General features: G+C 42.5%; 13 protein-coding genes. All 13 read left to right on the top strand.

Annotated elements, in window-relative coordinates:
• The first annotated feature begins 410 nt into the window (after positions 1–410).
• Positions 411–2,141, top strand: coding sequence for a sensor histidine kinase (locus BM210_RS29815; protein ID WP_091176184.1), 1,731 nt, complete (start codon positions 411–413; stop codon positions 2,139–2,141).
• Positions 2,141–3,253, top strand: coding sequence for a response regulator (locus tag BM210_RS29810; protein ID WP_091176182.1), 1,113 nt, complete (start codon positions 2,141–2,143; stop codon positions 3,251–3,253). Before BM210_RS29815 ends, BM210_RS29810 begins: the two co-directional genes overlap by 1 nt.
• Before the next feature lie 424 nt (positions 3,254–3,677).
• A complete protein-coding gene (locus BM210_RS29805) occupies positions 3,678–6,776 on the top strand; it encodes an ATP-binding protein (protein WP_143101124.1) in 3,099 nt (1,032 codons plus the stop codon).
• Entirely contained in the window at positions 6,773–7,885 is a 1,113-nt protein-coding gene (locus BM210_RS29800; protein WP_256224145.1) for a response regulator, read from the top strand. The genes BM210_RS29805 and BM210_RS29800 overlap by 4 nt, the downstream gene beginning before the upstream one ends.
• A gap of 341 nt (positions 7,886–8,226) precedes the next feature.
• On the top strand, positions 8,227–15,816 hold the full coding sequence (locus BM210_RS29795; RefSeq protein ID WP_177238082.1) for an NHL domain-containing protein: 7,590 nt from the start codon (positions 8,227–8,229) through the stop codon (positions 15,814–15,816).
• Positions 15,817–15,910: 94 nt separating this feature from the next.
• Positions 15,911–16,108, top strand: coding sequence for a hypothetical protein (locus BM210_RS29790; RefSeq protein WP_091176177.1), 198 nt, complete (start codon positions 15,911–15,913; stop codon positions 16,106–16,108).
• Positions 16,109–16,496: 388 nt separating this feature from the next.
• Positions 16,497–18,020: a hypothetical protein gene (locus BM210_RS29785; protein WP_091176176.1), complete on the top strand. Its 1,524-nt coding sequence runs from the start codon at positions 16,497–16,499 to the stop codon at positions 18,018–18,020.
• On the top strand, positions 18,021–18,848 hold the full coding sequence (locus BM210_RS29780; RefSeq protein WP_091176174.1) for a hypothetical protein: 828 nt from the start codon (positions 18,021–18,023) through the stop codon (positions 18,846–18,848).
• 191 nt (positions 18,849–19,039) lie between these two features.
• Positions 19,040–19,429 carry a hypothetical protein gene (locus BM210_RS29775; RefSeq protein WP_091176173.1) on the top strand — a complete coding sequence of 130 codons (390 nt, stop codon included), beginning with the start codon at positions 19,040–19,042 and terminating at the stop codon, positions 19,427–19,429.
• Positions 19,430–19,746: 317 nt separating this feature from the next.
• Positions 19,747–21,288 carry a spore germination protein gene (locus BM210_RS29770; RefSeq protein WP_091176171.1) on the top strand — a complete coding sequence of 514 codons (1,542 nt, stop codon included), beginning with the start codon at positions 19,747–19,749 and terminating at the stop codon, positions 21,286–21,288.
• Complete coding sequence (locus tag BM210_RS29765) at positions 21,285–22,385, top strand: GerAB/ArcD/ProY family transporter (protein ID WP_091176170.1); 1,101 nt, start codon at positions 21,285–21,287, stop codon at positions 22,383–22,385. Before BM210_RS29770 ends, BM210_RS29765 begins: the two co-directional genes overlap by 4 nt.
• On the top strand, positions 22,382–23,497 hold the full coding sequence (locus BM210_RS29760) for a Ger(x)C family spore germination protein (protein ID WP_091176168.1): 1,116 nt from the start codon (positions 22,382–22,384) through the stop codon (positions 23,495–23,497). Before BM210_RS29765 ends, BM210_RS29760 begins: the two co-directional genes overlap by 4 nt.
• 32 nt (positions 23,498–23,529) lie before the next feature.
• A complete protein-coding gene (locus BM210_RS29755) occupies positions 23,530–24,657 on the top strand; it encodes a Ger(x)C family spore germination protein (protein WP_091176167.1) in 1,128 nt (375 codons plus the stop codon).
• Positions 24,658–24,689 lie beyond the last annotated feature (32 nt).

Raw genomic sequence — 24,689 nt, 5'->3', positions numbered from 1 at the left:
GATCATCCAACATATTATTGTTGAAACAGTTCTACTCGATTCCCGAGTCTTGCTTATTGAGTTTAAAGTGATGGTCGAGGCGAATGGTAAAACGGTGGAATTACGTGATTTTGGCGAAACGTATAGGGTCGGAGGGATTGTGTATGAAGCAGCATCCTCAAAGGGCAATGTCATGCGCGTTTATTATGACCCGGACTCTAGGGCTTAAGTTTACGAATGACGAAGACGATAGTAATCTTAGCTTAGTGTCCACCATGAGGTGGAATCTGAAGGAGGCCGGTGGCACATCTCCGTCTTATAGGGAATGACTCTTTTATACCTTGCACTCTATGTTTTCATGTACTACTATATTAAAAGAAAGGAAAATATAGCAAATTTTATTTTACGTCAAAAATAAAAGGGCCTACCTCATGAATTCCACCGTAGAGCTTGTTTTTATGATTGCTTCAGTGATCATGACAGGCATAATATTATTCTTTATATATGGGTTTAGAAGAGAACGAGGAGTCAACTATCTTATCGGCTTGATCATGTGCCGGATTATTTACTCGAGCGCTGTCATTCTGGAGAAAAGCAGTTATTTATTAATGGAGAAGCTGGTTTTTCGAAATGTTCATCAAACGGCGAATAATTTTGTAGTACCTTTCACCATCATGTTCGTACTGCATTTGATCGGTCGCGACAAGTTATTAAAGCTACGATGGGAGATCATGCTGTTTGTGTTATTCTCACTCTGGTCCCTTCTTATGTGGCTCGATCCCATACTTCATTTGACATATCGCACGATTGAGCTCTACAACGACCATTTAGTAACGACGAGGACCGTGTATTCAATCACGTTTTCTATAATTTGTTACAGTATTGTGGCTGTATGTATTTATTTTCTATTTCAGTATGTACGGAATATCCGTAACGATTTTCGTAAGCCGGGAATGTGGGTTCTGTTTCTGGCCTCATTTCCGCTTATTCTTGAGATTGTGAAATCAGTGAATCCCGCATGGTCGTCTTGGCTGCTTCCGTTGTCGGTTTACTGCGGATTTACAGGTATGTTAATGCTAGTGATAACACTGCGGATCAAGTTTTTCTCTATCGTACCTTTTGCCAGGAATATTGTGTTCGATACACTTCAGGAGAGTATTTTGATTGCGAATGCTTCAGGAAAGATCATCGATAGCAATAAACGGGCTTCCCAGTGGTTTTCAGAGATGGGAGTTGCATCGATTTCCGGTCGAAATATGTCGGAGCTTTTGGCAACTTGGCCGGAATGGCATCAGTTGTGCAAGTCTATGCAACAGGGCAGTGTAGAGATTAGCGCTTGGCTGAATGAAGAAAGGAAAGTATACAGTGTGAACGTATATCCGTTGCATGCACTGCGTAAGCAGGGGCAGGGCAACATTTCCCTTATCTTTGATATTACGGAGAAGCAACGGCATCTGGAGCAGATTGCACAGCTGGGAAGGTTGAAGGATCAACTGTTTACGATCGTGTCGCATGATATTCGCAGTCCACTGGCGCTGCAGTTTCAACTAGTCGAATTGCTAGAAGAAGATAGAGACAGCTTCGATACGGATCATCGGGAGATCGTTGAAAAGCTAGGGGACCAGATTCGGAATACACTCGGAATGGCAAATAATTTGTTGGAGTGGTTTCGAAGCCAGCGGGAAGATATGTCTCTTCGTCCACAGTCATTGGATTTGTTTGAGGTTGTGGAGGATTGTCGTCATATGATGCATATTAAAAGTGTGGACAAACATATAAGTGTGAATAATACGATTGCCTTAGGCACTCGTGTTTATGCTGACCGTGAAGCGATTGGATTAATTATCCGTAATTTGTTATCCAACGCTATTAAATTTACCGGATTGGGTGGTTCAGTCCATGTGTATGCCCAGTTGTCGGGAGAAATGGTTATTGTTTCTGTACGCGATAATGGGGTGGGGATGGAAGAGGAGCAGGTTCGTCAGCTGTTTGATGAGAAGCAGCTCAACTCATTAGCAGGCACCTTGGGAGAGAAGGGAGCGGGACTTGGGCTGCTCGTAAGCCGACAGTTTGTACAACTAAGCGGTGGAAGTATGTGGGTGGAAAGCCAAGCGGGGCAAGGAAGTGTAATTCACTTCACCATGAGAGGCGGAACAAAGTGATGAAGGTTCTCCTAGTTGACGATGAGCCTGCAATGTTGTTGGCTATGAAGAGGCTGCTGTCGAAAATGGAAGGCGTGGAGCTTGTTGGAAGCTTCCAGAATGCCGTAGAGGTGCTGGAATTTGTACGGGAAAGGGAGGTGGATCTCGCATTCCTGGATATCCAGATTGCTGCGGACGATGGATTAGAGTTGGCCCACAGCTTGCGTTTGCTACGCCCCGATCTTGACATCGTGTTTACAACTTCTCATGCAGAATATGCGATTCAAGCCTACGATGTATATCCACTCGACTATATGGTGAAGCCGATTTCCAGAAGGCGCCTAGCCGAGACTATTACTAGAGCGTCTGGCAGACGCAGCGTTTCTTCTTCTGATGTTGGCGGCCTCACACATAATCGGCTGACGGTTCGTGGAATGGGTTGCTTCGAGGCCAGCAGCAAGCAAGCGGGTGCAGTGAAATGGATTTCCAAAAAAAGTATGGAGCTACTCGCTTACTTGCTCGTTAAACGAGGCCGAAATGCAGCCAAAATCCGAATTTTGGAGGATATTTTCCCGGATATGCCTCATAAAAATGCAGAGACATACCTCAATACGGCGGTTTATCAACTTAGGAAAGCGTTGACGATGCATGGGTTCAAGGCGATAGTTATTTCATCACAAGAACAGTATCGTTTAGACTTGGATCAAGCAGATGTTGATTTTATTCAATTTGAGCAGGGGATAGAGGAATTATCCGAAATTAATTCAGCGAATGAAGCTATGGCAATAGATCTGGAGAAACAGTTTACAGGTGAGCTGTTTGAGGATAAATCTTTTGGGTGGGTAACTGTGGAGCGTGAGCGGTTGGCGATTATGTACGATTCCTTTGCCAAGCGTCTGGCAAGCTGGCTGTTAGCTCAGCAGCGATATCGAGAAGCAGCGCACATTGCGAGAAAAATGGTATCCCGCAATGAATTCGAAGAAGAGTCCAACCTTCTGCTCCTGAATATCTTAGGGGCTATGGGAGACCGTCAGTCCCTTGATCACTATTATGAGCGCTATACGCAATTGCTGCTTCAAGAACTCGGCCTGAAGCCTTCGCCGCTCATTCAAGGGCTATATGAACAATATTAGTGATCGCCTCCTCGTTTTTTAGAGGGGGTATTTTTATGGATTGAAGCACATCCAGCGCCCGATTGATGTCTTCCAGTTCCTCTGAAGAATATACGGGGAACCGTAACATATGTAACGGCATGCTTTTTGGTGGAGAACTGCTTAAAAGGCGTGGAAATAAATTTGCATGGCAGGGACTCCGATATGGTATCGTTGAATTAGAACATAAATGTTGGGTGGCCCGTACCTTGATGGTACGGGATTTCTTCGGTTTTCTCATAAAAAGTTAAACTCCCCTTAATAGTAAAGCTAATTTTATTCATTAAACCGAAGGAAGGGTGGGGTTAGGTCTACCTTACAAGATGTCAATCTTGTGAGTTTTTTGTGAGTAGAAAATGATAGAATGACAAAGTAGTGTTGAAATCCGAGTGAAGGAGATTAAGTATTGAAAAGGAGTTACTACCGTAAGGCCATCGGTATTGGTTTAATATTTTCATTCTTCATCATTCTACTTGCAGGTATTTATTCCCAAACGATGCCGGGCTGGAACGCGCCGCTAGTGAAGAAGGGTATGCTAGATTTGTCGAATTGGGATTTGCACAAACAGGGATGGGTTAGCCTAAATGGACAGTGGGAATTTTATGAAGGGGAATTGCTAGAGCCTACGGATTTTCGAGATAGAACGCTTGCGGAGGTTTCGTATTTATCAGTCCCCGGCACGTGGAAAGGAAAAACAGCAAGTGGCGGTATGTACCGTAAAGGGTACGGAACTTACCGTTTGAAAGTGTTAGTCAAAGATACGGATGAAGTTTTAGGTTTAAAAATAAAAAGCATCCGTATTTCTAATCGTTTGTATATTAATGGCAAGCTTGTAGGCGAGAGTGGACGTCCTGCAACTGTTGAAGAGGCGAATAAGCCCGGCAATTCGCCTTACATTGCGTCTTTTCACGCGGATGCCAAAGAAGTCGAAATTGTGATTCAAGTGTCTAATTACGAATTTGTCACCGGAGGTATCGTTAACTCGATACCGTTCGGATTGGATCGAGATATGACGAAGCTGGATGGCATACAGCTTGGTGCTGATTTAGGAATTATATTTCTTTTGGGCATGTTCGGAGCGTATCATCTTTGCTTCTATCTCCTTGGACGTGGAGAGAAAACATATTTGCTCAGCGGGACGTATCTGCTCTTGCTCATGTTGGAAAAAGCGCTATACGGCGAGAAACTTTTACAAAGATTGCTGCCAGACCTTTCTTTTTTTATTGCCTACAAGCTACTGGATTTAAGTGAATTTATTAGCGCAGTGGTAATTATCCTATTTTTTTGTTCCGTCGAAGCCCGCCTCATGTCGGTTCGGACAATGAAGTGGATACTGGCTCCGCTAGCCCTTTATATTACAGGGGTTATTGCGCTTCCTTATCGTATACATATCAATATAAAATATGTTTTTTTTCTATACTTATTCTTCGTTATCCTTTACATTATCGCTAGAATGGTATATTTGTGCGTCCGAAGCCAAGGCGGTTCATCTGATCGGAAGGAACTGATGCTTTTTATTGGGGGAAGCATTTCGTTGATGATCTTTCTAGTGGACGGAAGTCTTTATTCGGAGAATGCAGTTCCAACCGATCTGGCTGGGAAAATCGGGGTAATTGGTTTCATCATTTTCATGAATATTTTACTCGCCATACGATTCTCGAATGCTTATGAAAAGGCGGAGATACTGACGAAGCAGTTGGCGGTTGCCAATGAACGCAAGGATGAGTTTTTATTGCACACGTCTCACGAGCTCAAGACTCCCCTACATGGCATTTTGAATTTGGCATCTCACCTGCTGGATGACGAGGAGAACCATTTAACATCAAAGCAAAAGCAAAATCTTTGGCTGATCAAGGATACGTCTATTAAACTATCTATGCTGATTCATGATTTGCTTGATGTTTCGCGATTGAAGCATGGCGAGCTGCTCTTGCACCCAACAGTTGTAGATGTCAAGGTGGTAGCGCAAATTGTATTCGATGTGCAGCGCTTTGAACTTTTGGGCAAGTCCGTGAAGCTGGATAATCAAGTCTGTCCTGATGTCTGGGTGCAAGCTGACGAAAACCGGTTGCGGCAAATTGTGTACAATCTGATTAGCAATGCCATCAAGCATACGGATAAAGGATCGATCAAAGTGATGTCGAGCGTCGAACTAAATACCGTAACCATTTCTGTGATGGATACTGGAACGGGGATTCCCAAGGATAAGCACGCCGTCATTTTTGAATATTACGAGCAGCTCGACGAGCCATTGCCGAAGGATGGGTATACAGGTATGGGCGTCGGTTTATACATTAGCCGAAAGTTAGTTGAGCAGATGGGTGGAGAAATTTGGGTCGATTGGTCGGAGGTCGGTCAGGGTACGCGCATGTCGTTTACGTTGCCAGCAGCAGTTCAAGCGCCGACTAACCGTGAAACTGCGCATACCTTGGAAGAACAGCAGCGAAATGACAGTAACGATCAGAAACTGGATATTTGGCAGGGGCACGATAATACGGTGATGATCGTCGATGATGAAGCTTCCAATATCCATACATTGTTGAACATTTTGGAACGGCAGCCGTACAATGTCATCACCGCATTCTCTGCCAAAGAAGCATTGGACAAAATAGAAGCGTATCCTCAAATTGATCTGGTTATTCTGGATGTCATGATGCCCGGCATCTCAGGCATCGAGCTGTGCCAACGACTACGAAGCAACCATTCTATTATCGACCTGCCCATTTTGTTTGCAACGGTCAAGGATACCCCACAGGACATTGCGCTTGGCTTCAGGGCTGGAGCCAACGATTATTTGACCAAGCCATTCGATGCAGAGACTCTCCTTGCAAGAATCCATACCTTGATCGCGGTAAAAACATCGCTCCAGGATGCGATCCGCCATGAGCAGGCATTCTATCAAGCGCAGATCAAACCGCATTTTCTCTATAACGCCTTGAGTAGCGTTATTTCGTTCTGCTATACGGATGGAGAAAAAGCGGCATATTTATTATCCATGCTCAGTCAATATCTGCGTTATATACTGGATATGGATCGTTCCACGATTTTCGTCCCACTATACAGGGAAATGGAGTTGATCCAGGCGTATGTAGAGATCGAGAAAGCCCGTTTCGGAGAACGATTTGAGTATGACTTTTATTGCGATGAAGGTATAGAGTATGTAGAAATTCCTTCGTTATGCATTCAGCCGCTTGTGGAGAACGCGATCCGGCATGGTTTGTTCGAAAAGGAAGGGCAAGGCAAGGTGACACTGTCGATCAACGAGGTGGATGATTACATCCGAGTGGTAGTCGAAGATGATGGCATTGGTATACCGGTCGATCGGCTGCACCACTTGTCCCAGGGAGAGCGGAGGGACTTCGGCATCGGAATTTATAATATACGCAAACGTCTGGATGCTTTGCCCGGGACATCGTTGACAATTAGCTCGGAAATGGGACATGGAACCCAAATAACGATGTATTTGCCCGTAAAAAGCTACAGGAATAAAACGGAGGAGGGATGAGATTGTATACGGCGATCATTGTTGAGGATGAAACACCCATTTTGAATTTAATGAAATATGTCATTGGTCAAAACCGACATTTTACGATTATAGGCACTTTTACAAGTTCACTTGAAGCGTTATCCTGCCTAACGGAGCTTCAGCCAGATGTCGCTTTCCTCGATGTGGAAATGCCAAGGATGAACGGGCTAGAGCTAGCAGAAAAGATCTGTGAAGTGTCCGAACATACGAAAATTATCTTCACGACGGCTTTTAAACATTATGCGCTAGAAGCATTTAAGGTGTATGCCTTCGATTACATCTTAAAGCCCGTGATGCCAGTCGCGATCGATCGGATCGCAAACAGGTTGATCAAGCTGCATCGAACTCCTGATGAACGGCAGACCGGCGCAGCTTCTATTCGATGCTTTGGAGGATTCGAGGTTCGAAATCGGGAAGGAGGGCTGGTGCGCTTTCCAACACGCAAGACGGAGGAATTATTCGCTTTTTTTCTCTGTCATCCCGGTCAAGATTTGAGCAAGTGGCGTTTAGCAGATGTGCTATGGATGGAAATGATTGAGGATCGGGCATCGCATAATTTGCATAACACGATCTATCGCTTGAAGAAACTTCTGAAAGAACAAGAGATCGATATAGACATTCAGAAAACACATGAGGGGTATATGCTGGAACCGGCAGATCATTTGTATGATGTGCTGGAATATGGGAGATACGACTTTTCCCTCGCGGAACGATCGCAGGATACTTCGAAATTGGAACAGTTATGGTCACTCTACAAAGGTCCGCTGCTGGAGGGCAAGGATTATTTATGGAAAGCACCGTTGGAGGAAGGATTTTGCAAACAGTATACAGTGCTTACGCGCAGCTTGATTCAATTGGATCTAGTCAGAGAAGAATGGAAAAAGTCAGAGTATAGGCTAGAAGCTTATCTATCTTTGTATCCGCTGCATGAGGAAATGAATCAGATACTGCTGGACCTTTATTGGAGATTCGTGAACAAGGAGAAAATAGCCAAGCATTATGCGAAGTACGAAGCTGCCATTCGATTGGAAATGGGAATGGAGCCATCGCAGGAGATGAAAAGCCGGATTGTGTCTTATTTGGCATGATGCGGGGAAGAGTCATATGAAAAATGTCTAGCAGAGAGACGATATTCTCTCTGCTTTTTTTGTTGTTTCGACAGGGTTCGCGGTTTTGTGAGAAATTTGAGAGAACGGTTTGGTAGAATCTTACTAGTCAGTGAATTCGTCTTCGATTATTTGAAGCAAGAATGGATTTTAACAGGATAGAACGATACGAGGGAGGAAAGAGAATGCGTTCAATGGAAAATCGCGGAGTCTGATGTTTGCATCCGGTAGGATAAGCTACATCTCTGGTGTTACTTGATTTTACTAATATCTATTCCGATTCCAATCGGTATGAAGACTATTAAAGTGTGATGGAGGTTAATATGTTTTATAAACGAATTTTAAGTCTTATTACTACTATAACAATATTAACTACGCTTATAGCTGAACCAGTTTTAGCTGTGGGTTTTAGCAACGACGATCCTACTCAATCTGTTGTTGCTTCAATCAATGAGATCTTAGCACAACAGACTGAAAATACCACTCAGCTATTTAGCGTCAATGATTCGAATGCGCCCCAATTGAAGGGTCCTAATCTAGTGGTCAGTGCAACAACCAATAGCGATGTCAGTGCAAATACCTATAGAGCCCTCTCGATTCAACCACTTGCTGCAAATCTACCCTTCATTTCAACCTTTGCCGGAACGGGTATAGCAGGATATAGCGGCGACGGCGGCCTTGCAACATTGGCGCAGCTTGATAAACCTCGTCGTTTAGCTGTTGACAGTGCAGGTAGTGTATACATAACAGAAAGTGCCAGTATACGCAAAATAGATAAAAACGGTAACATTTCAACCTTTGCCGGAACGGGAACAGCAGGATACAGCGGCGATAACGGACTTGCAACATCGGCACAGCTCAATGGACCTTATGGTATTGCCGTTGACAGTGCTGGTATTGTATATTTTGCAGATCGTGGCAACAACCGTATACGCAAAGTAGATAAAAACGGAAATATAGCCACCATTGCCGGAACGGGTACAGCAGGATTTAGCGGCGATAATGGACCTGCAATATCGGCACAACTTAACTTACCTAGTGGTCTTGCTGTTGACAGTGCCAGTAATATATATATAGCGGATACCGAAAACAACCGTATACGCAAAGTAAGTGCCGGAAAAATTTCCACCATTGCCGGAACGGGTGACTACGCAAATTACAATAATGGAGATTGTGATGATAGAGGGCCAATAGATGCGCTAACTAAAGCAGGGTTCCTTGGGCCTGTTTCTGTAGGTGTTGACAGTGCCGGTAGTGTATATATAGGGGATGGAAGAAAAGGCTGTTTACGCAAATTAAGCAACGGATATGTTTCCACAATTGCTGGAAACATCCAACAAGAGCAAACAGCTTTGGATGCCAAACGTAATCCCGATGGACCTGCATTAGGAAAACAATGGGTTTGGACTGATGATCTAGCTATTGTCAGTTCCGGTGATATCTATACTGCAGAAGCATTTAATAAATCCTCCCGTATACGCAAAATAAGTGGCGGAAACATTTCCACCATTACCGGAACGGGTACGCCTGGTTACAGTGGCGATTACGGACCTCCAGCAACGGCAGAGCTCTATTCTCCTTATGGTGTGGCTGTTGACAGCGCTGGGAATGTATACATAGCAGATACTAATAATAACGTTATTCGCAAAATTTCAAGCGGACCTCCGGTTCATATACCTGCAACGCTTCAAGGTGTTACACAAAGCTTTTTTGTCGTAAAACTTAGTGCACGGGTAACGGGACTTAGCGCATCAAGTATTAAATTGGATAATAGCGCCAGTGTAACCGATGTTCAAACTACGGATAACGGCTTTACCTATGTAGTGTCAACCTCTCCTCTAACAGAAAATAAAGCCTATACGGCTACAATCAGTGATAGTATCAATCTTCCTGGCGCTGCTTTTGATCCGTTTACGGTGAAGTATTCATCAATTAGCAGCATTAGCAGCCAATTATTGGACAAATTAGCCACGAATATGATTGTAAAAGACGCAACTACCGGCAATATACTAACAAACGCCTCTATTCAGTTTGAAGGCAATACGTATAACTTAAATGGCAGCAATGTACTCAAATATTATGGGGACAAAGGTTTTGGTATTAAAGATATTGCTATAACCAGTTCCGGATATCGGAAACTTGAGCAGCATACCAATGTATTGATCTCCGGTCAAAGTGTATTCTTTTTAACTACGGATGCCGGTGATGGCAAACCCTATGTTAAAATGGCTGATGATATGGTGAAATACCAGGATCTAAGAAGTGTGGTAGCAAATTATAGTTATCCCGGAAGTGATATGCTCAAGCTTACCGTACGCGCAAATTGGCAAAGCCGTACTCCTGCAAGTACGGGGGCTTATGTTTTATATCAGCAAGGCGATGCATCTGCTAACCCGCGCACATCAGGAAAACGAATCGTTAGCAATGATGGCAACTTTAATTTTGCGCCTTCAACGCTTAATTCAACTTTAACCGGAGGAGAGCCGGTATATTTAAAACTTGTATCAAGTGATGGCACAGAGTCTACACCGATTTTGCTTAACATCAAAGTTTTTATCCGTCCCTACACCTCATCTTTAGAAAAACAACGCAGGTTTGCACCTGCTCCGCCTGCCAGCGGAAGTTCGTCCGGAAAGTCATCCAAGTTCTATCCTCCTAACTTTGACGTTTCTGCAGGACCTGTATCTGTACAATCCGTGAAGGAGATAGATCCAAATGGAGATGTGACATACAGAGGAGTGATAGGACTTTCTATAACCGATTTGTTAGAAAAGAGTCCTCCTCCAGGCATGCCGTCTGCATGGCAGCAGCTTAAACAAGATTTTGCTTTAGCTAAATCAAGCAAGGCAGGTTCAGCATGGGTAAATCAAAAATATAAGGATAAATATGTTCTAAGCAAAGGAGCTTTTGAAACACAAAAATCTTTCAAAACTACGGCTACTACGTTCGGATATTTTGAAGTCAAATACGATGTATTTGGAAAACAATTGTCTAGCAGCGGTGGTATCATCGTAGACGTTAATGCTGTAGCGAATAAAACCTTTGTTTTTGGCGTAGGTCCTGTTCCCTGCTATTTCTCCATAACAGCGGGTCTACACCTGAATACCGCAATAGGTACAACATACGATGACATTGCGGAGAAAAGAATATACAACGGTACTTTGGGTATTACATTTAGTCTTGATGCAGAAGGCGGAGCTGGGGTTAAAGGTCTGGCCAGCGTTGGCGTTGGCGGAGATGCCAGTTTGGTGATTACCGTCAACTCCAATCTCTCGAACAATGGTGTGTTTAACGCAGAAGCCTATGTTCATTTGTATTTGCTATTCTTTTTCGATTGGAAATGGAGCTTTGCCAATTACAGAGCAACACTGTGGAATAATGGACCCGCTGCGAGAAGTCTTTTGATGGCTCCGGGATCACAAGACCCTGACATTGCCAAAGAATTATCGCTGATGTCTCGGGATTACACCAAGAAAACCAGTGCCTGGAACGGCGGTGGAAAAGCCGTACCTTCCTTGTTGAGAGGCTCATCTGATCCGATGCAAACATTGCAAAGCTCTGTTATGCCGTCTACCACTTCGCAAATCGTTAAACTGGACAACAAACTTGTCATGCTGTTCCAAGCAGACGATGCCACAAAAACGACCGGTAATAACGTTGTGTTGAACTATTCGATTTATGATAACGGTACTTGGAGTGAACCACGCCCTGTATGGCAAGGTCAAACATCCGATTTCTTTGCAAAAGCGTCTGTTATCAATGGCGAATTATATGTAACTTGGCAAAAATCCAGATTTCGGGCAACCGGAACGGATCCCAATGCGCTTTTAACACAATCCGTACAAAATAGCGAAATTGCTTTTGCTCAATTTAACAAAACAACCGGTGTATTTGAAAATCAACAGTTTTTAACAAATAATAGTCTTTTGGATATGTATCCAACGCTAACTTCAGATAGTAAAGGAAACGTAGTTGTTGTTTGGGTTAACAACGATGCCAATGATGCTACTGGTGCATCTGGCAGCTACAACATATTCAAGAGAACGCAACAAAATGACACATGGTCTGTGGCTGCTTCTGTATATACAACCAAGGACTATATTACAGATATAGCGGCGGGATATGTGGATGGTCACCTGGACGTTGCCTATTCGACACAAGCGCCTGAAGGCACTCCAAATATTTATCTGATTCAAGACGGCCATGCAAGTGCGATTTCCAACGCGGGTGATATCGCTTCAGATGTTAAATTTTACAACGGTGCTGTTTACTGGTCTTCCGACAATTACGTTTACAGATACGATGTAGCAAGAGGAAATCTGACAACACTGCAGCCGGGAGCAAACAACGCATTTAACTCATCGTATAGGCTTGTTTCCAATGCCAGCAAAACGGCGATTGTTTGGATGAGAGCAAACAGCGACAAAACAACAACCGTATATGAGTCCATAATCAACGCTGACGGTACAGCAAGTAACCCTATAAAGCTGTATACGAGTACGGGCTCTAATGCTATTCGGTTCATGGATGTCGCGCTTATGGACGATGGCACTTGGAATTTTGTGGCGAATCTGAGTCAATATGATGATGCTTCGGACACAACCACAAATTCGATTGGATTTGCAAATATTCCACCTATAAAAAACATCTCCATGGACTATTTGTATGCGAATGTCTTTACAAATGTTTATGCAACCGCTAATTCACTGCCTGTTAGGTATACCATAACCAACAATGGGGAGAATGTTTTGACCAGTTTCCGCTTAACTGCGACCAATGGCAGTAAAACCCTTATTAACAAAGAGGTAACTTGTAATATTGCACCGGGTGCGACCAGCACATTTGACGACACACTGGATATTTCGTCCATAACGGGTCAGGCAACCATTACCGTAACAGCAACTCAAACCGGCGAAACTGAACTTTCGGACAACGCGCAAACGATCACTCTTGGAGTACCTGATGTAGGACTCGCATTAACTATGTACAAAAACAACAATTTGGTCGATGTGATAGCAAGGGTTTCCAATTATTCCAAAACACCGGCTCATGTTACGCTTACAGTAACTGAAGATAGTCCTACAGGAAAAGTGTTAGATACTAAAAATCTGGGCACGGTTGGCCATACAGCTGACGCTTCCTATAATTACACATTTGATTTAAAAAATGTTCGTTTTGGAAGCAGCAACGCTAAATCTTATTATTTTACGATTTCAACAACAGAGTCGAATTTAAATCAGGAAACGCAGGATGTTGTAACCTTTTATCCGGATGTAATTCCTACACCGAATACGGCAGATCCCATACAAACTCTCAGTCATGTATATGTGACCGGTGTATCGGTCACATCTGCAAGTTCCGATTTTGTAGGATCGGGTCCAACATCGGGCACTTTAACGCTTAATATTAACGATTCAAGTCATAACAACGCTACGCTACAAGCAGTTGTTACACCTGCTAATGCAACAATTCCGGCGGTTAAATGGAAAGCAGTCAATGTGGATGTAGCGGATGTAGATGATAGCGGAAATATAACGGCACAAGGAGTCGGAACCACTCAAATCACGGCTACCACTTACGACGGTAGTTATGTTGCCACTGTAAATGTGGTTGTAGTCGATGGATCAAAAGCGCTCACCATCACTCAAGCTACCGGAGGTTCTGTTTCTAACCGTATAGCCGGTAATTACAAGATTGATGATATCGTAAATCTGGTTGCTATACCGGCGCCAGGATATGCGTTTTCGGGTTGGAGCTCATCCAATGACGGAACATTTGCAGATAGCATATCCCCAAGTACAACATTTACAATGCCTTCAAATGCAACAACCATTACACCAAGCTTTGTACCAGTAGAGCCGATCTCTCTGACCGGACCCAATCCTGCACAGGCTCCAACGATTACAACACAGCCACAGGGGGCAATTTATAGCTTAAATGCTGATCCTGCAAATTTGACGATTGTAGTAAATCATCCAACCGATAGTGGTAATTTGTCTTACCAATGGTATAAAAACACAACCGGTACTGTTGATATTGTAAAAGATACACTTCTTGCTACTTCAGCAGAGATCACACCGGATACCAGAACTTCAGGTATCTACTACTACTATGTTGTGGTGACGAATACCCTATCGCCATACAATTTAACAAGCACAGAATCCAGTTTAGCTAAAATTCAAGTAGTGGGACTTGCATCAACTCCTACTGTAAGTGTATCCCCTTCTACTCGTACGGTTAACCAATTCGATGATTTGACGAGCAAACCATTAATGGTAACAGCCAATGTAATCGATGGGGGAACATTGTCTTATCAATGGTATGAGGCGTTATCTTCAACTCCTAATTCTGATACTGATAAACAAGTGGGAACAAACAGTAAATCGTATGTACCAGATACATCGAATGCCGGAACTTATTATTACTATAGCAAAGTGACAAACAACCTTATCTTACCAACAAATACGGCAACAGCGACATCAAATGTGCTGGTTTTAACCATTAATAAAAATGCCGAGAAACCAAGTATCATAGCTCAACCTCAAGATACATCATACAAGCTAGGGGGTAACGTAGCCGTACTAACAGTACTAGCCAATACAACTGATGGGGGCAAATTGTCTTATCAGTGGTATGCCAATACTGCAAACTCAAACACCGGTGGTACTATTTTAACAGGTGAAACAAATTCAACTTATACGCCAAGCGTTAATCAAACAGGCACATATTACTACTACAGCGTTGTAACCAATACAAACAGTGGTGTAGCCGGTTTGAAAACAAACACAACAGCTTCAAATGTTGCCATCGTTTCGGTAAATGTTCCAACGCCGCCGACGATCTCAGCCGAACCACAAGATGCAACTTACACACAAGGAGCAATCCCAACGGATCTATTTGTCGAATCAGCTTCTACGAATGGTGGCACTCTATCGTACCAATGGTACAAAAATACAACTGGACTTATAGATGTTTCGGTAGATGAGAAAGTGGGAACAAACCTTTCCACATATACTCCAATTACAGTTTTTGCGGATATATCCTACTATTATAGTGTTGCAATGGATTCGATCGGAACAAATAACAGTAAAGATACAAGAGTAGCTAGAATTGCTGTAAATCCAAGAAGAGATAGTAATAGCAATGTTAACACTAGTGCTGGCAGTAATGGTAACAGTAGTGATGGTGGTAGCAATGGGGGAAGCAACAACACAACTCCATCAACAACACCTCCTACCCCTACGGCAACTTCTTTAGCACCCGTTTTGACACAATACCAACAGCAAATTCTTGAAAAACCTATGACGCCAAGCGAAGTAGACCGAACGTTACAAAAATTTGTTGATGTTCAAGAGAGCTGGGCAAAAAACGATCTAGCTGCTGCTGTTGAATTGGGGTTAGTAAATGGAGTTTCCACTACTACAATGGCGCCTGACCAATCGACCAGCCGTATGGAATTCATAGCTATATTGGTTAGGAATCTGGGATTAGCTTCTGCAACTGAGGATGAAATGATTAAGGCAAAGGCTTATTTTACAGATTGGGATTCGATCCCGGTCTGGTCACAAAGCTATATAGCTTCTGCATTTGCGAATGGAATCATGGCTGGCGAATCAGACAATGGCCTATATTATGCAAAAGCTACTAGGTATTTAACAAGAGAGGAAGCAGCTGTTTTGATGTCTAATGCTTACTCAAATGTTCTGCATCAGTCAAATGCTCAAAATAACTTCGATGACAAATCCATTATCTCTACTTGGGCAGTAAATGCTGTAAACAAACTTGTTACAAATGGTATATTAGTAGGATATCCTGACGGAACTTTTAAAGGCTCAAAAGATATTACAAGAGCAGAGGGTGTCACGATGATCATGAAGATTTTAAGAAATTATGTCCAGACCAATATGAAGTAGCAACAAAAAAGTTTGGCAGGGAGAAGACATTCTCTCTGCTTTTCTATTTTTCGACAGAAATTGGCGAAGTTTGAGAGAATATTGGGAGAACGATTTGATAGAATATATTGCGATGGAGAGGGGACAAGGATATGGCGGCGATAAAGAGATAGACGCGGCTTTTATAGGTGATCATGTTGAATTTCGAGGAATTCTGGTTAATCAGGCACTTGCGATCACGATCATATTCAGAACGGCTTCGCTTAGGAATAACCAACAGCTCAGGGCTGGACAATGCCAAGTTGATCGATAGCAGCATTGGAATATCGTAATTAATGTAATAGTCGTTGCTTAATATTTAAATTCAAAAAGAAAGTGGAATGTGTAAGATGATACAAGTGAACATAGCGGCTGTGCCTAACAACATGGCCGCGTCATCTATTTCAATCGCAAACATCAGCTGTGTGTGCTCTAGATCGTGGAGTCAAAAAAGATGGATCCGTCACGTACCCTCCTCTCTTGCAGGAACAGGAGTTATCTAATCTGGACTCGGTCATTATTAATTGGATCATTCATATATAGGAGATGTGTTCAAAATAATAACGGCCTTCATTTTGTCCCTACCATAGTAAATAACCTGGATTTATGTAGGAAGGAGATAAAAATTTGTATGCCGATAAATCCTAACGAGATGATTTTTATTGGCACGTTCTATCCATAGGCGTGGTATAAACGAAGGCATTGAAGTCGTGGGAGCTGTAGGGGAAAGAATAAGCCTAACATTAAATAAATGGGCAAAACTTGACTTTTTTATTAAAGGTACATTAGAGGGTAGTCTTATCGTTCAATTGCAGACACCGTTAAATTTTTTTGAAGAGATTGGTTTAGCTACAAGGGTCCATGCCGTTCTAAAGGCTGCTGTTGCTATTGGACTTGAATCAGATTTAACGGTCGGACAAATTATCAACCGTGTAACACAAAGGCCGGAAATGAGCGGTCCAGCGGGACAATTATTTAAAACAATCATGGATGAGATACAAATAGAAGGCGTACTGTATGGGCAATTAGCAGTTGCAGTAATGGCGTATGCTGATTTAATCGCGACATTTGATATTTTTGGAGCGGAAGGATTTGAATTGGTGTGTGATGCGGGATATGGATTCATTGTTGGAGGAGGTTATCGCTGTTACTTAAAGGCAAATATAGACTCCCTCCGAAGAGTAGTACAACGTCTCTCCGACATTTTTATATATGAGGTTTTACGCGAAGTTAAGAAACTTGGCTTATCGAGAGACAGCTTTTTCCAACTTGAATTTATGTTTCGAAACGTTTTTCGACTCTCCTATGAACTAGGGTTTAGGTTAAAACATTATGATAATTCATCCGATCCGGCTTATGAAATACGAAGGTCAGTTATAGAAATATTTATCGGAGAAGGACAGTGGTGGATTTTACGGAGAATTTCTCAATCTACAGGTACGTTTATACAAAATCTACTTAATAATAGTAATTTGAGGTCCTCAGGAGATGTCTTATCATTATTACGATTAATCGAGACGACACCAATGGAAGCAAAAGAGTTGAGATCATATACTCAGAAATTTGTGCAAAATGCAAATCAAATTACACCTCGTATACATGCCAATATAATCAACAGTTGGTTGCAAAACATCTCTGCACTGTGGGCATGTTTAACTTTACTAGAGGTGTTGTCACGAAGTTTTGCCGATGGTACTTCTTTTTTTTATGGAGAGCCGAAGGTGACTTCTCCGATTCCGGAAAGAGTTAGATCATGGATTTACACACAGCTACAGAAACCTGAGAGTGAAGAACTTACACTAAATGATTTGAAAAATTATCTACTAGGAGAACCGTTATCGTCGCTACTGGACCGAGAAACTGACGTACCGTATTTCCTTGAACAACTATATACTAAATTTTTTTTCAGTGAATCACCAACTGAACGTGTACGTTTGCTGCTCAACTACCTTCCGGAGTCAATCTCACCAGAGGATATTTATATAGAATATATCCGCTCGGATCTATCGTTAATTTTGGAAAGGCAACTTAGCGCGAATCTAAAAAATAGGATTGGACAACGTTTTACTGGACAGCAAGAAATATCGATATTGATACAATCGGCTCTGTTTCCAATGACTACTATTGTAACCGACCATGTTTTGACCTCTTTAATAAATGGGAATATTTCGAATGAAGATCAGTGAATGGTTTTGATGGAAGGAGTATCGTCAGCATTACTTCCACTAATAGGAAGACCATTAATTTATCTTAGTGAGGCGATTTTGACAGTTGTTCAAGAACAAATTCCAAACAAACTCATTCAAGCTGCTGAACAATTATCCGAAAATCAGCTTACTACGTGGTTAAATGGAACTGTTATTTTTGGTGATATTTACTTTCGTTCCCTTAAAGTGGCATTAAAAGCGATAGGTCAAATACTAAGAAGGCCGGTTATCTCAAAAGATATATACGGCAGTGCGAAAAAAATATTTACGCCGATAGGAGCGGGTAGAACGGAACAATATATGACAAACCTTAATAATCCGTTGTGGATACCGCAAGAAAACGAGGTAGTTAATCTTACAAAAAATATTGCAAAACACATGTTAGATCCAATGCTTAACTTTGGTTCTACAATGATACGTGAAATTATAGCTTCTGTACTTGATTTTATTAAAAAACAAGTCGCAAGTTTTCTTGTGCAGATACAAGGTTTGGTCAAAGGTATGAGAGATGATTTGATTAATCTTTCGAACAACATATCACTACAAACGCTCGTAGGACTATTCGTTAATGAAGCAAAAAGATTATTAAATCAGGATCCAGTATATAGGAGTTCGCCTAGAAAGGTGAAAGATATGCTTGTAGGTAAGTTAGAGGGGAACATTCGTACTGCGCTAAATCGTATTCGTAGTTCTCTTGAAAGTAATAACTTATCTGAGATAAACAGAGCCCTGGGCTCGTGGAAGTTGGATGCGAAAATCTTATTGGACTCTTTCAAAGAGCATAATTTAACGCAGTTTTACAATTAACGCTTGATAGTCTTACCAATCATTTATTAAAAAAACTAAGTGGTAGTCTCGGTTTCCCGCTTAAATTTAGTATTAGTCTCCTTGGTAAAAAATATAATATTAATCTTGGTCATATTTCTTTACCGTTCAGCAAAATTATAGTAGGAATTGTTCAAGCTCTAAGAGTATTCGAATTTGAAAGTATTTTTAATATGATTAACCGGTTGGCTATTCGTTACTTCGCCTGGGCACAAATTTTGGCCGATTTAGTCTTAAGAGCACCTCAATTAATTAAAGAATATAGTAGTCAATATACGGGATTAACCTCTCAAGATCTTGGCACTACCCTTGTTATTCGTCAGCCCGCGACACTCCCTCGGGCTATGGAAATATTCATTCATAATCCTGAAGGGAAAGTGAATAAATATCGTCGTATCCAACTTGAGACGGATGCAACTATTTATCTAAATGAGAAAGTCGTTCCTTTGCAGGCTCTTATTAACAATAAAAGCTGTGGAAAAAGGGGGTTAACAAGCTATCAGTTGTTACGGCGGATTCAAGTGGAATTATCAATTCTCATATTAATTTTCAAATCTAGCTGAAATTGCAGTTAGAAATTGGAAAGGCCTCCGATACATAAAAGTAAGAACAGTATTTAACTTTGGATAAGTTAAACGCTGTTTTTTTTGCATTTGTTGATTGGCACAAGTTAAAGCAAGATCGTCGATTCATAAAAAAAATCACAAAACCGATGTTTGGTTTCAAATGATTTCTAACCGAATCGAAATCCACTACCATCCTATCCTGCTGAGTAACCTTAGTATTCAACGATAAACCTGTATTAGGAAAGAGTTTGAATAATTTTACCAACTCAGAACACAATATGTATAAATAATTATGGAGAACGGAGTCATCCACGATGCGATACTCGAATTGGTTCTTAATGAAAAAGTACCGCACAGTTCCGCAAGCAAAACCTCAGAATTATTCTAACGATTTCATTGGGCTGTCTTTATCACAGAACTTAGCGGATCTGAACAAAATTTTCACGCTGACTCCTGATCTCGTTGTACGAGAACTTACGATCAAACATACAGAGGAGCAAGCAGCGCTCGTTTATCTGCAGGGACTTGTCGATAAAAGCTCGATTAACAATAATGTGTTACGTCCACTTGAATACGATTCCGAAATAACCAACCCCGACGGCAGTTTCCGGTTATCGATTGGTCAAATTCAAAAATTGAACGCATGGGGGCAGATCGAGAACTCGATCTTGCAAGGGCGCAGCGTGCTTTTTGTGAATGGGCGTTTGGAGACCTATGCCTTGGATACGCAAGGTTGGCCGCAGCGTGCCATCGAAGATCCCTCCATCGAAGCTTCAATAAAAGGCGCGCATCAAGGCTTTGTCGAGACTGGTTCTCAAAATATCGCCTTAATCAGGCGCTATATTTCCAACAGGGAATTGAAAATAAAGGAATTCACCGTAGGACGAAGATCCAATTCCATCTTATCCGTTCTCTACCTGGCGGATGTCGCACATCCAGAGGTTCTTCAGGAGTTAGAAGACCGGATTGCTAGATTAGATGTCGATACCGTCATCAATACCGGTGAACTGGCGGAATATATTGAGGATAATCCCTACTCACCTTTTCCCCAATTTATATTGACAGAACGACCGGATGCAGCCGCTTCACAAATTTTGCAAGGAAGAATTGTTGTCGTCGTGGATCGCTCTCCTAGTGTAATCGTTGGTCCTGCAACCTTCACTTCCTTCTTCCAAAGCGTCGACGACTACAGCACACGCTGGTCGATTGCTACTTTTATTCGTCTATTAAGAATGTTCGCCTTTTTCATTGCTGTGTTTTTACCGGCGTTCTATATTGCCGTTATTTCCTATCATTTTGAGATCATACCCGTGAAGCTGCTGCTCACCATTGGGGAGTTCAGAGGACGGGTTCCGTTTCCTCCATTCGTAGAGGCGGTCATTATGGAGATTACCCTGGAAATGATGCGTGAAGCAGGCATACGCTTACCTGCTCCAGTCGGGCAAACTGTTGGGATCGTTGGCGGCATTGTCATCGGACAAGCGATTGTACAAGCGGGACTCATCAACAATATCATGGTAATTGTCGTTTCTTTTACCGCTATTGCTTCTTTCATCCTTCCCAATTATGACATGGTCGCAGCTATTCGCCTCATCCGCTTTGCCATGATGATTGCGGCTGCCATGTTCGGGTTTGTAGGCATCATTATTGGCATGATGACCATGATTGGACATCTCATTTCACTTGAGTCGCTCGGAACCCCTTATAGTACTCCGCTCGCACCGATTCGCTTTGTTGAATGGAAGGATGCATTCGTGCGATTGCCGGTTTGGCTCATGCGCAAACGCCCAGTGTCAACCAAAGCGATACAAACCATTAGGCAGGGAAATAATCGTCCAAAAGGTGATGGGGAATGAGTGGATTTGCGAACAATAAGATTACCAGCCTGCAATATATCCTGATAAATTCAGGCCTGCAAGTGAGCGTCTTTTTTCTCGCGCTGCCGCGAATATTATTCGAACATGCAGGCACGGACGGATGGATCTCGCTGATCATCGGATGGTTTATTACCGTGATTGCAAGCTTGGCTGTTATTAAGGTGATGAGTCGACAACCAGACGGTACTTTGCTGGATCTGTTAACGAGGTATGGGGGCAAGTGGGCAGGGAGAGCGGCTGCGATCGTGCTTTTTCTTTATCTCCTTTATTTTGCATACAGCTGCCTTATTCAAACGACACTAATTACGAAAGAATGGCTTTTACCGCAAACGTCTGCCTATTTAATTATCCTGATGCTGCTGATCCCCACGTATGTAATCGCTATTTCGGGGATAAGAATCATAGGCAGATATGCAGAGATTACTTATCTCCTTTCGTTATGGATTCCATTTGTTTATTTACTTCCGCTGAAAGAGGCTCACTGGCTTCATTTGCTTCCCATAGCGGGGGAAGGATGGCGACCTATAAGCGCAGGTGTTCCGTTTGGGCTCTATTGCTTTCTGGGCTTTGTTACGACATTTATTTTGTACCCATTTATACAGAATAAGCGGCAAGCTTCTAAAGCCATGACAATCTCTAATACACTGACGCTGCTCTTACATCTGTTTGTGACGATGGTTTGCTACGTATATTTCAGTCCTGACGAAATTGATACATACAATGAACCTGCGATCAATGTATTAAGAATCATTGAATTCAAATTTGTAGAACGGATTGAGGTCATCTATATTGCGTTCTATTTGTTAATATTTTCACTGGGTTGGATTCCTGCCCTGTATATGTGCGCATACTGTACTAATTGGCTGACAGGAATGCAGAGTGAGCGTAATCACTTCCGTGCCCTATGGCTTATGCTCGCTGTAGGTTCCTGCTTTTTCATGCCTAGCTTACATCAAAATGAAAATATGGAGCGTCTATTCCTCCGAGTCGGCATCGGCGTTGAATATGTCTTTCCCATCATCTTGCTCATGTGTATCTGGCTGCTTGACCGTTTCTCTCAGAGGAAGAAAGCATGAACAAACACTGGATACATCTCCTGATTATTGCCGTCATGATAAGCACTTCAGGATGCAATGATCGATTGGATCTCGAGGATGCCGCGTTCCCGCTTCTGGCCGGTTTTGATCTCGACGAGAAGAACAACTTGCACACCTATGTTGCGCTCCCTGTATTCAGCAGTAGTGCCCAGAAGAAAACCTATAAGCTTGACGTCACCGCTCAAACGCTGGGACAGACAAGACAACAATCGGACGCCCATTGGCCTGCCGTTTTTCAAGGCAGAAAGGTACTTGTGATGCTTGTCAGTAAGCGTCTTGTGGAGCATGATGACTGGTTTAGGATACTAGACGTTTTTTCCCGAGATGCGAAAAACCCCCTAACCTGCAGACTAATCATGTACGATGGCCCGCTGTCCGAAATCATTTATCTGAATCAAAAGGATGAACCGTTCCTCCCTTTGCTGCTTCGGGGTATGGTGGATACGAAGAGCGAAAGATCTGAAACCGTAAAAACAACATTTCAAGATATGCATCGGTTGCGATTTGAAAAAGGGAAAACACCCGCTATCGCTGAAGTTCAGTTGGATCATGAAATTAGATTAAGCGGGTCAGCCCTACTGGATCATCAGGGTAAATATACCGATTCCCTGAATGCGCAAGAGACCATTCTGATGCAAATTTTGCAAAATAAAGCCAACAAGCCGGTCAGCCTGTCACTTACAATTCCTGGGCATCCCAAACGAGGTCCGCTCAATACTAACAAATTAAGTTTTAACACCAATAAGACAAATGCCCAAATTAAAACCTACTTTCACGATGATAGGTTTCGATTCGATTTGGCTATCCAATTCTCTGTTGTATTGACAGAACGATTGTTTCCCTACGATGTGAAAAATAATTCTGCTGAACTGGAGAAGGCAATTGCCGAGCAGTTAAAAAAGCAAATTGAGCGCCTCATCAGCAAATTTCAATCCCATCACATTGATCCGATCGGACTAGGCATTTATGCGCAAGCGTTCGCTTACAAGCCTTACAAAAAAGTTGAAGATCAGTGGGGACAAGCGCTATCGCAGGCGGTCATTAACGTAACTGTCAAAGTGCGTATAGAAAGTATGGGTGTTGTAAAGTGACGATCAGTAACCATGGAAACGGGGGATGGTCTATGAACAAACTGCCGCAGTATGTCCTGCTCTTCGCCTTATTGACCATTCTCCCAGGCTGCAATGATCGGTTGGATATGGAAAATGCCTCGATTCCCTTGACACTCGGTTTGGATCTTGGGCAAGACAATGAGCCGATCATGTACTCGACATTTCCGGTGTTCGACAAAAATGTAAAGAAGAAGACGCAGGAAACGGAGGTGCACGCACCTTCTTTTCGTAAGTCAAGATCCGAACAAGATGCACATTCGGCAGGTGTTTTTTCAGGCAGGAACTATCAAGTCTTTCTGATCGGTAAACGTATGCTTATGCAGGAGGACTGGTTTCAGATGATGGATGTCTTATTCCGTGATTCCAAAAACACAGTTTCGGATCGAGTCCTCGTATATGACGGCCCTCTTGAGGAGATCATCTACTTGAATCCCAAGGATCAACCGCTTCTTCCTATTCTACTGCGCGGAATGGTGGATACAAAGAGTAGTAAAGCAGAAACAGTAAAAACGAGTGTACAGGAATTGCACCGACAGATGTACGAGAAAGGAATAACCCCTGCCATATCAGAGGTTAGTCTGGACGCCAGCAAAAATATTAAACTGGACGGAACGGCGCTTTTGAATCATAAAGGAAAATATGTCGCTTCCTTAGATGCTGCGGAAACAGTTCTCCTCCGGATCTTGCAAAATAAGGTTGAAAAATCAGCCAGTATAACAGTTACCATTCCCGGGGAGTCCAAGAGAGGCCCGTTCCATACCGACAAAATCAGCTTTTCAACCGATAAAACAAAAACTGAAACGAAAGCACTAACCTCCTCCAAAGAAGGTAAATTCCGTTTCGATATCCATATAAGAATGAAAATCAGCCTATACGAAATGCTTTTTCCCCACGATGTAGAGAAAAACGCTCCAGAGCTTGAGCAAAAAATTAGCAAACAAATGCTAAAGCAATTCGATAACCTGATCAAGAAAATACAACAGCATGCTATTGATCCGATCGGACTTGGCCTGAATGCCAGAGCCTTCGAATATGACGAATATAAGAAGGCGAAAAGCAATTGGGGCAAAGCCCTTTCTACTGCGGACATTCGTGTTAAGCTAAAAGTAACGATTGATGCAATGGGACCCGTCAAGTAAGTCTGATGGGAAGAAGTTGAAGGGGGATATGA

The sequence above is a fragment of the Paenibacillus sp. 1_12 genome, assembly GCF_900114475.1.
Classification (GTDB): domain Bacteria; phylum Bacillota; class Bacilli; order Paenibacillales; family NBRC-103111; genus Paenibacillus_S.
Note: the sequence above shows the minus strand (reverse complement) of the source record. Positions and strands in the feature narration are given on the sequence as shown.

Excerpts from the sequence above, each read along its gene's own strand:
- BM210_RS29815 (WP_091176184.1), top strand. The coding sequence starts at position 411 with ATGAATTCCACCGTAGAGCTTGTTTTTATGATTGCTTCAGTGATCATG.
- BM210_RS29810 (WP_091176182.1), top strand. The coding sequence starts at position 2,141 with ATGAAGGTTCTCCTAGTTGACGATGAGCCTGCAATGTTGTTGGCTATG.
- BM210_RS29800 (WP_256224145.1), top strand. The coding sequence starts at position 6,773 with ATGAGATTGTATACGGCGATCATTGTTGAGGATGAAACACCCATTTTG.
- BM210_RS29795 (WP_177238082.1), top strand. The coding sequence starts at position 8,227 with ATGTTTTATAAACGAATTTTAAGTCTTATTACTACTATAACAATATTA.
- BM210_RS29780 (WP_091176174.1), top strand. The coding sequence starts at position 18,021 with ATGGTTTTGATGGAAGGAGTATCGTCAGCATTACTTCCACTAATAGGA.
- BM210_RS29775 (WP_091176173.1), top strand. The coding sequence starts at position 19,040 with ATGATTAACCGGTTGGCTATTCGTTACTTCGCCTGGGCACAAATTTTG.
- BM210_RS29770 (WP_091176171.1), top strand. The coding sequence starts at position 19,747 with ATGCGATACTCGAATTGGTTCTTAATGAAAAAGTACCGCACAGTTCCG.
- BM210_RS29765 (WP_091176170.1), top strand. The coding sequence starts at position 21,285 with ATGAGTGGATTTGCGAACAATAAGATTACCAGCCTGCAATATATCCTG.
- BM210_RS29760 (WP_091176168.1), top strand. The coding sequence starts at position 22,382 with ATGAACAAACACTGGATACATCTCCTGATTATTGCCGTCATGATAAGC.
- BM210_RS29755 (WP_091176167.1), top strand. The coding sequence starts at position 23,530 with ATGAACAAACTGCCGCAGTATGTCCTGCTCTTCGCCTTATTGACCATT.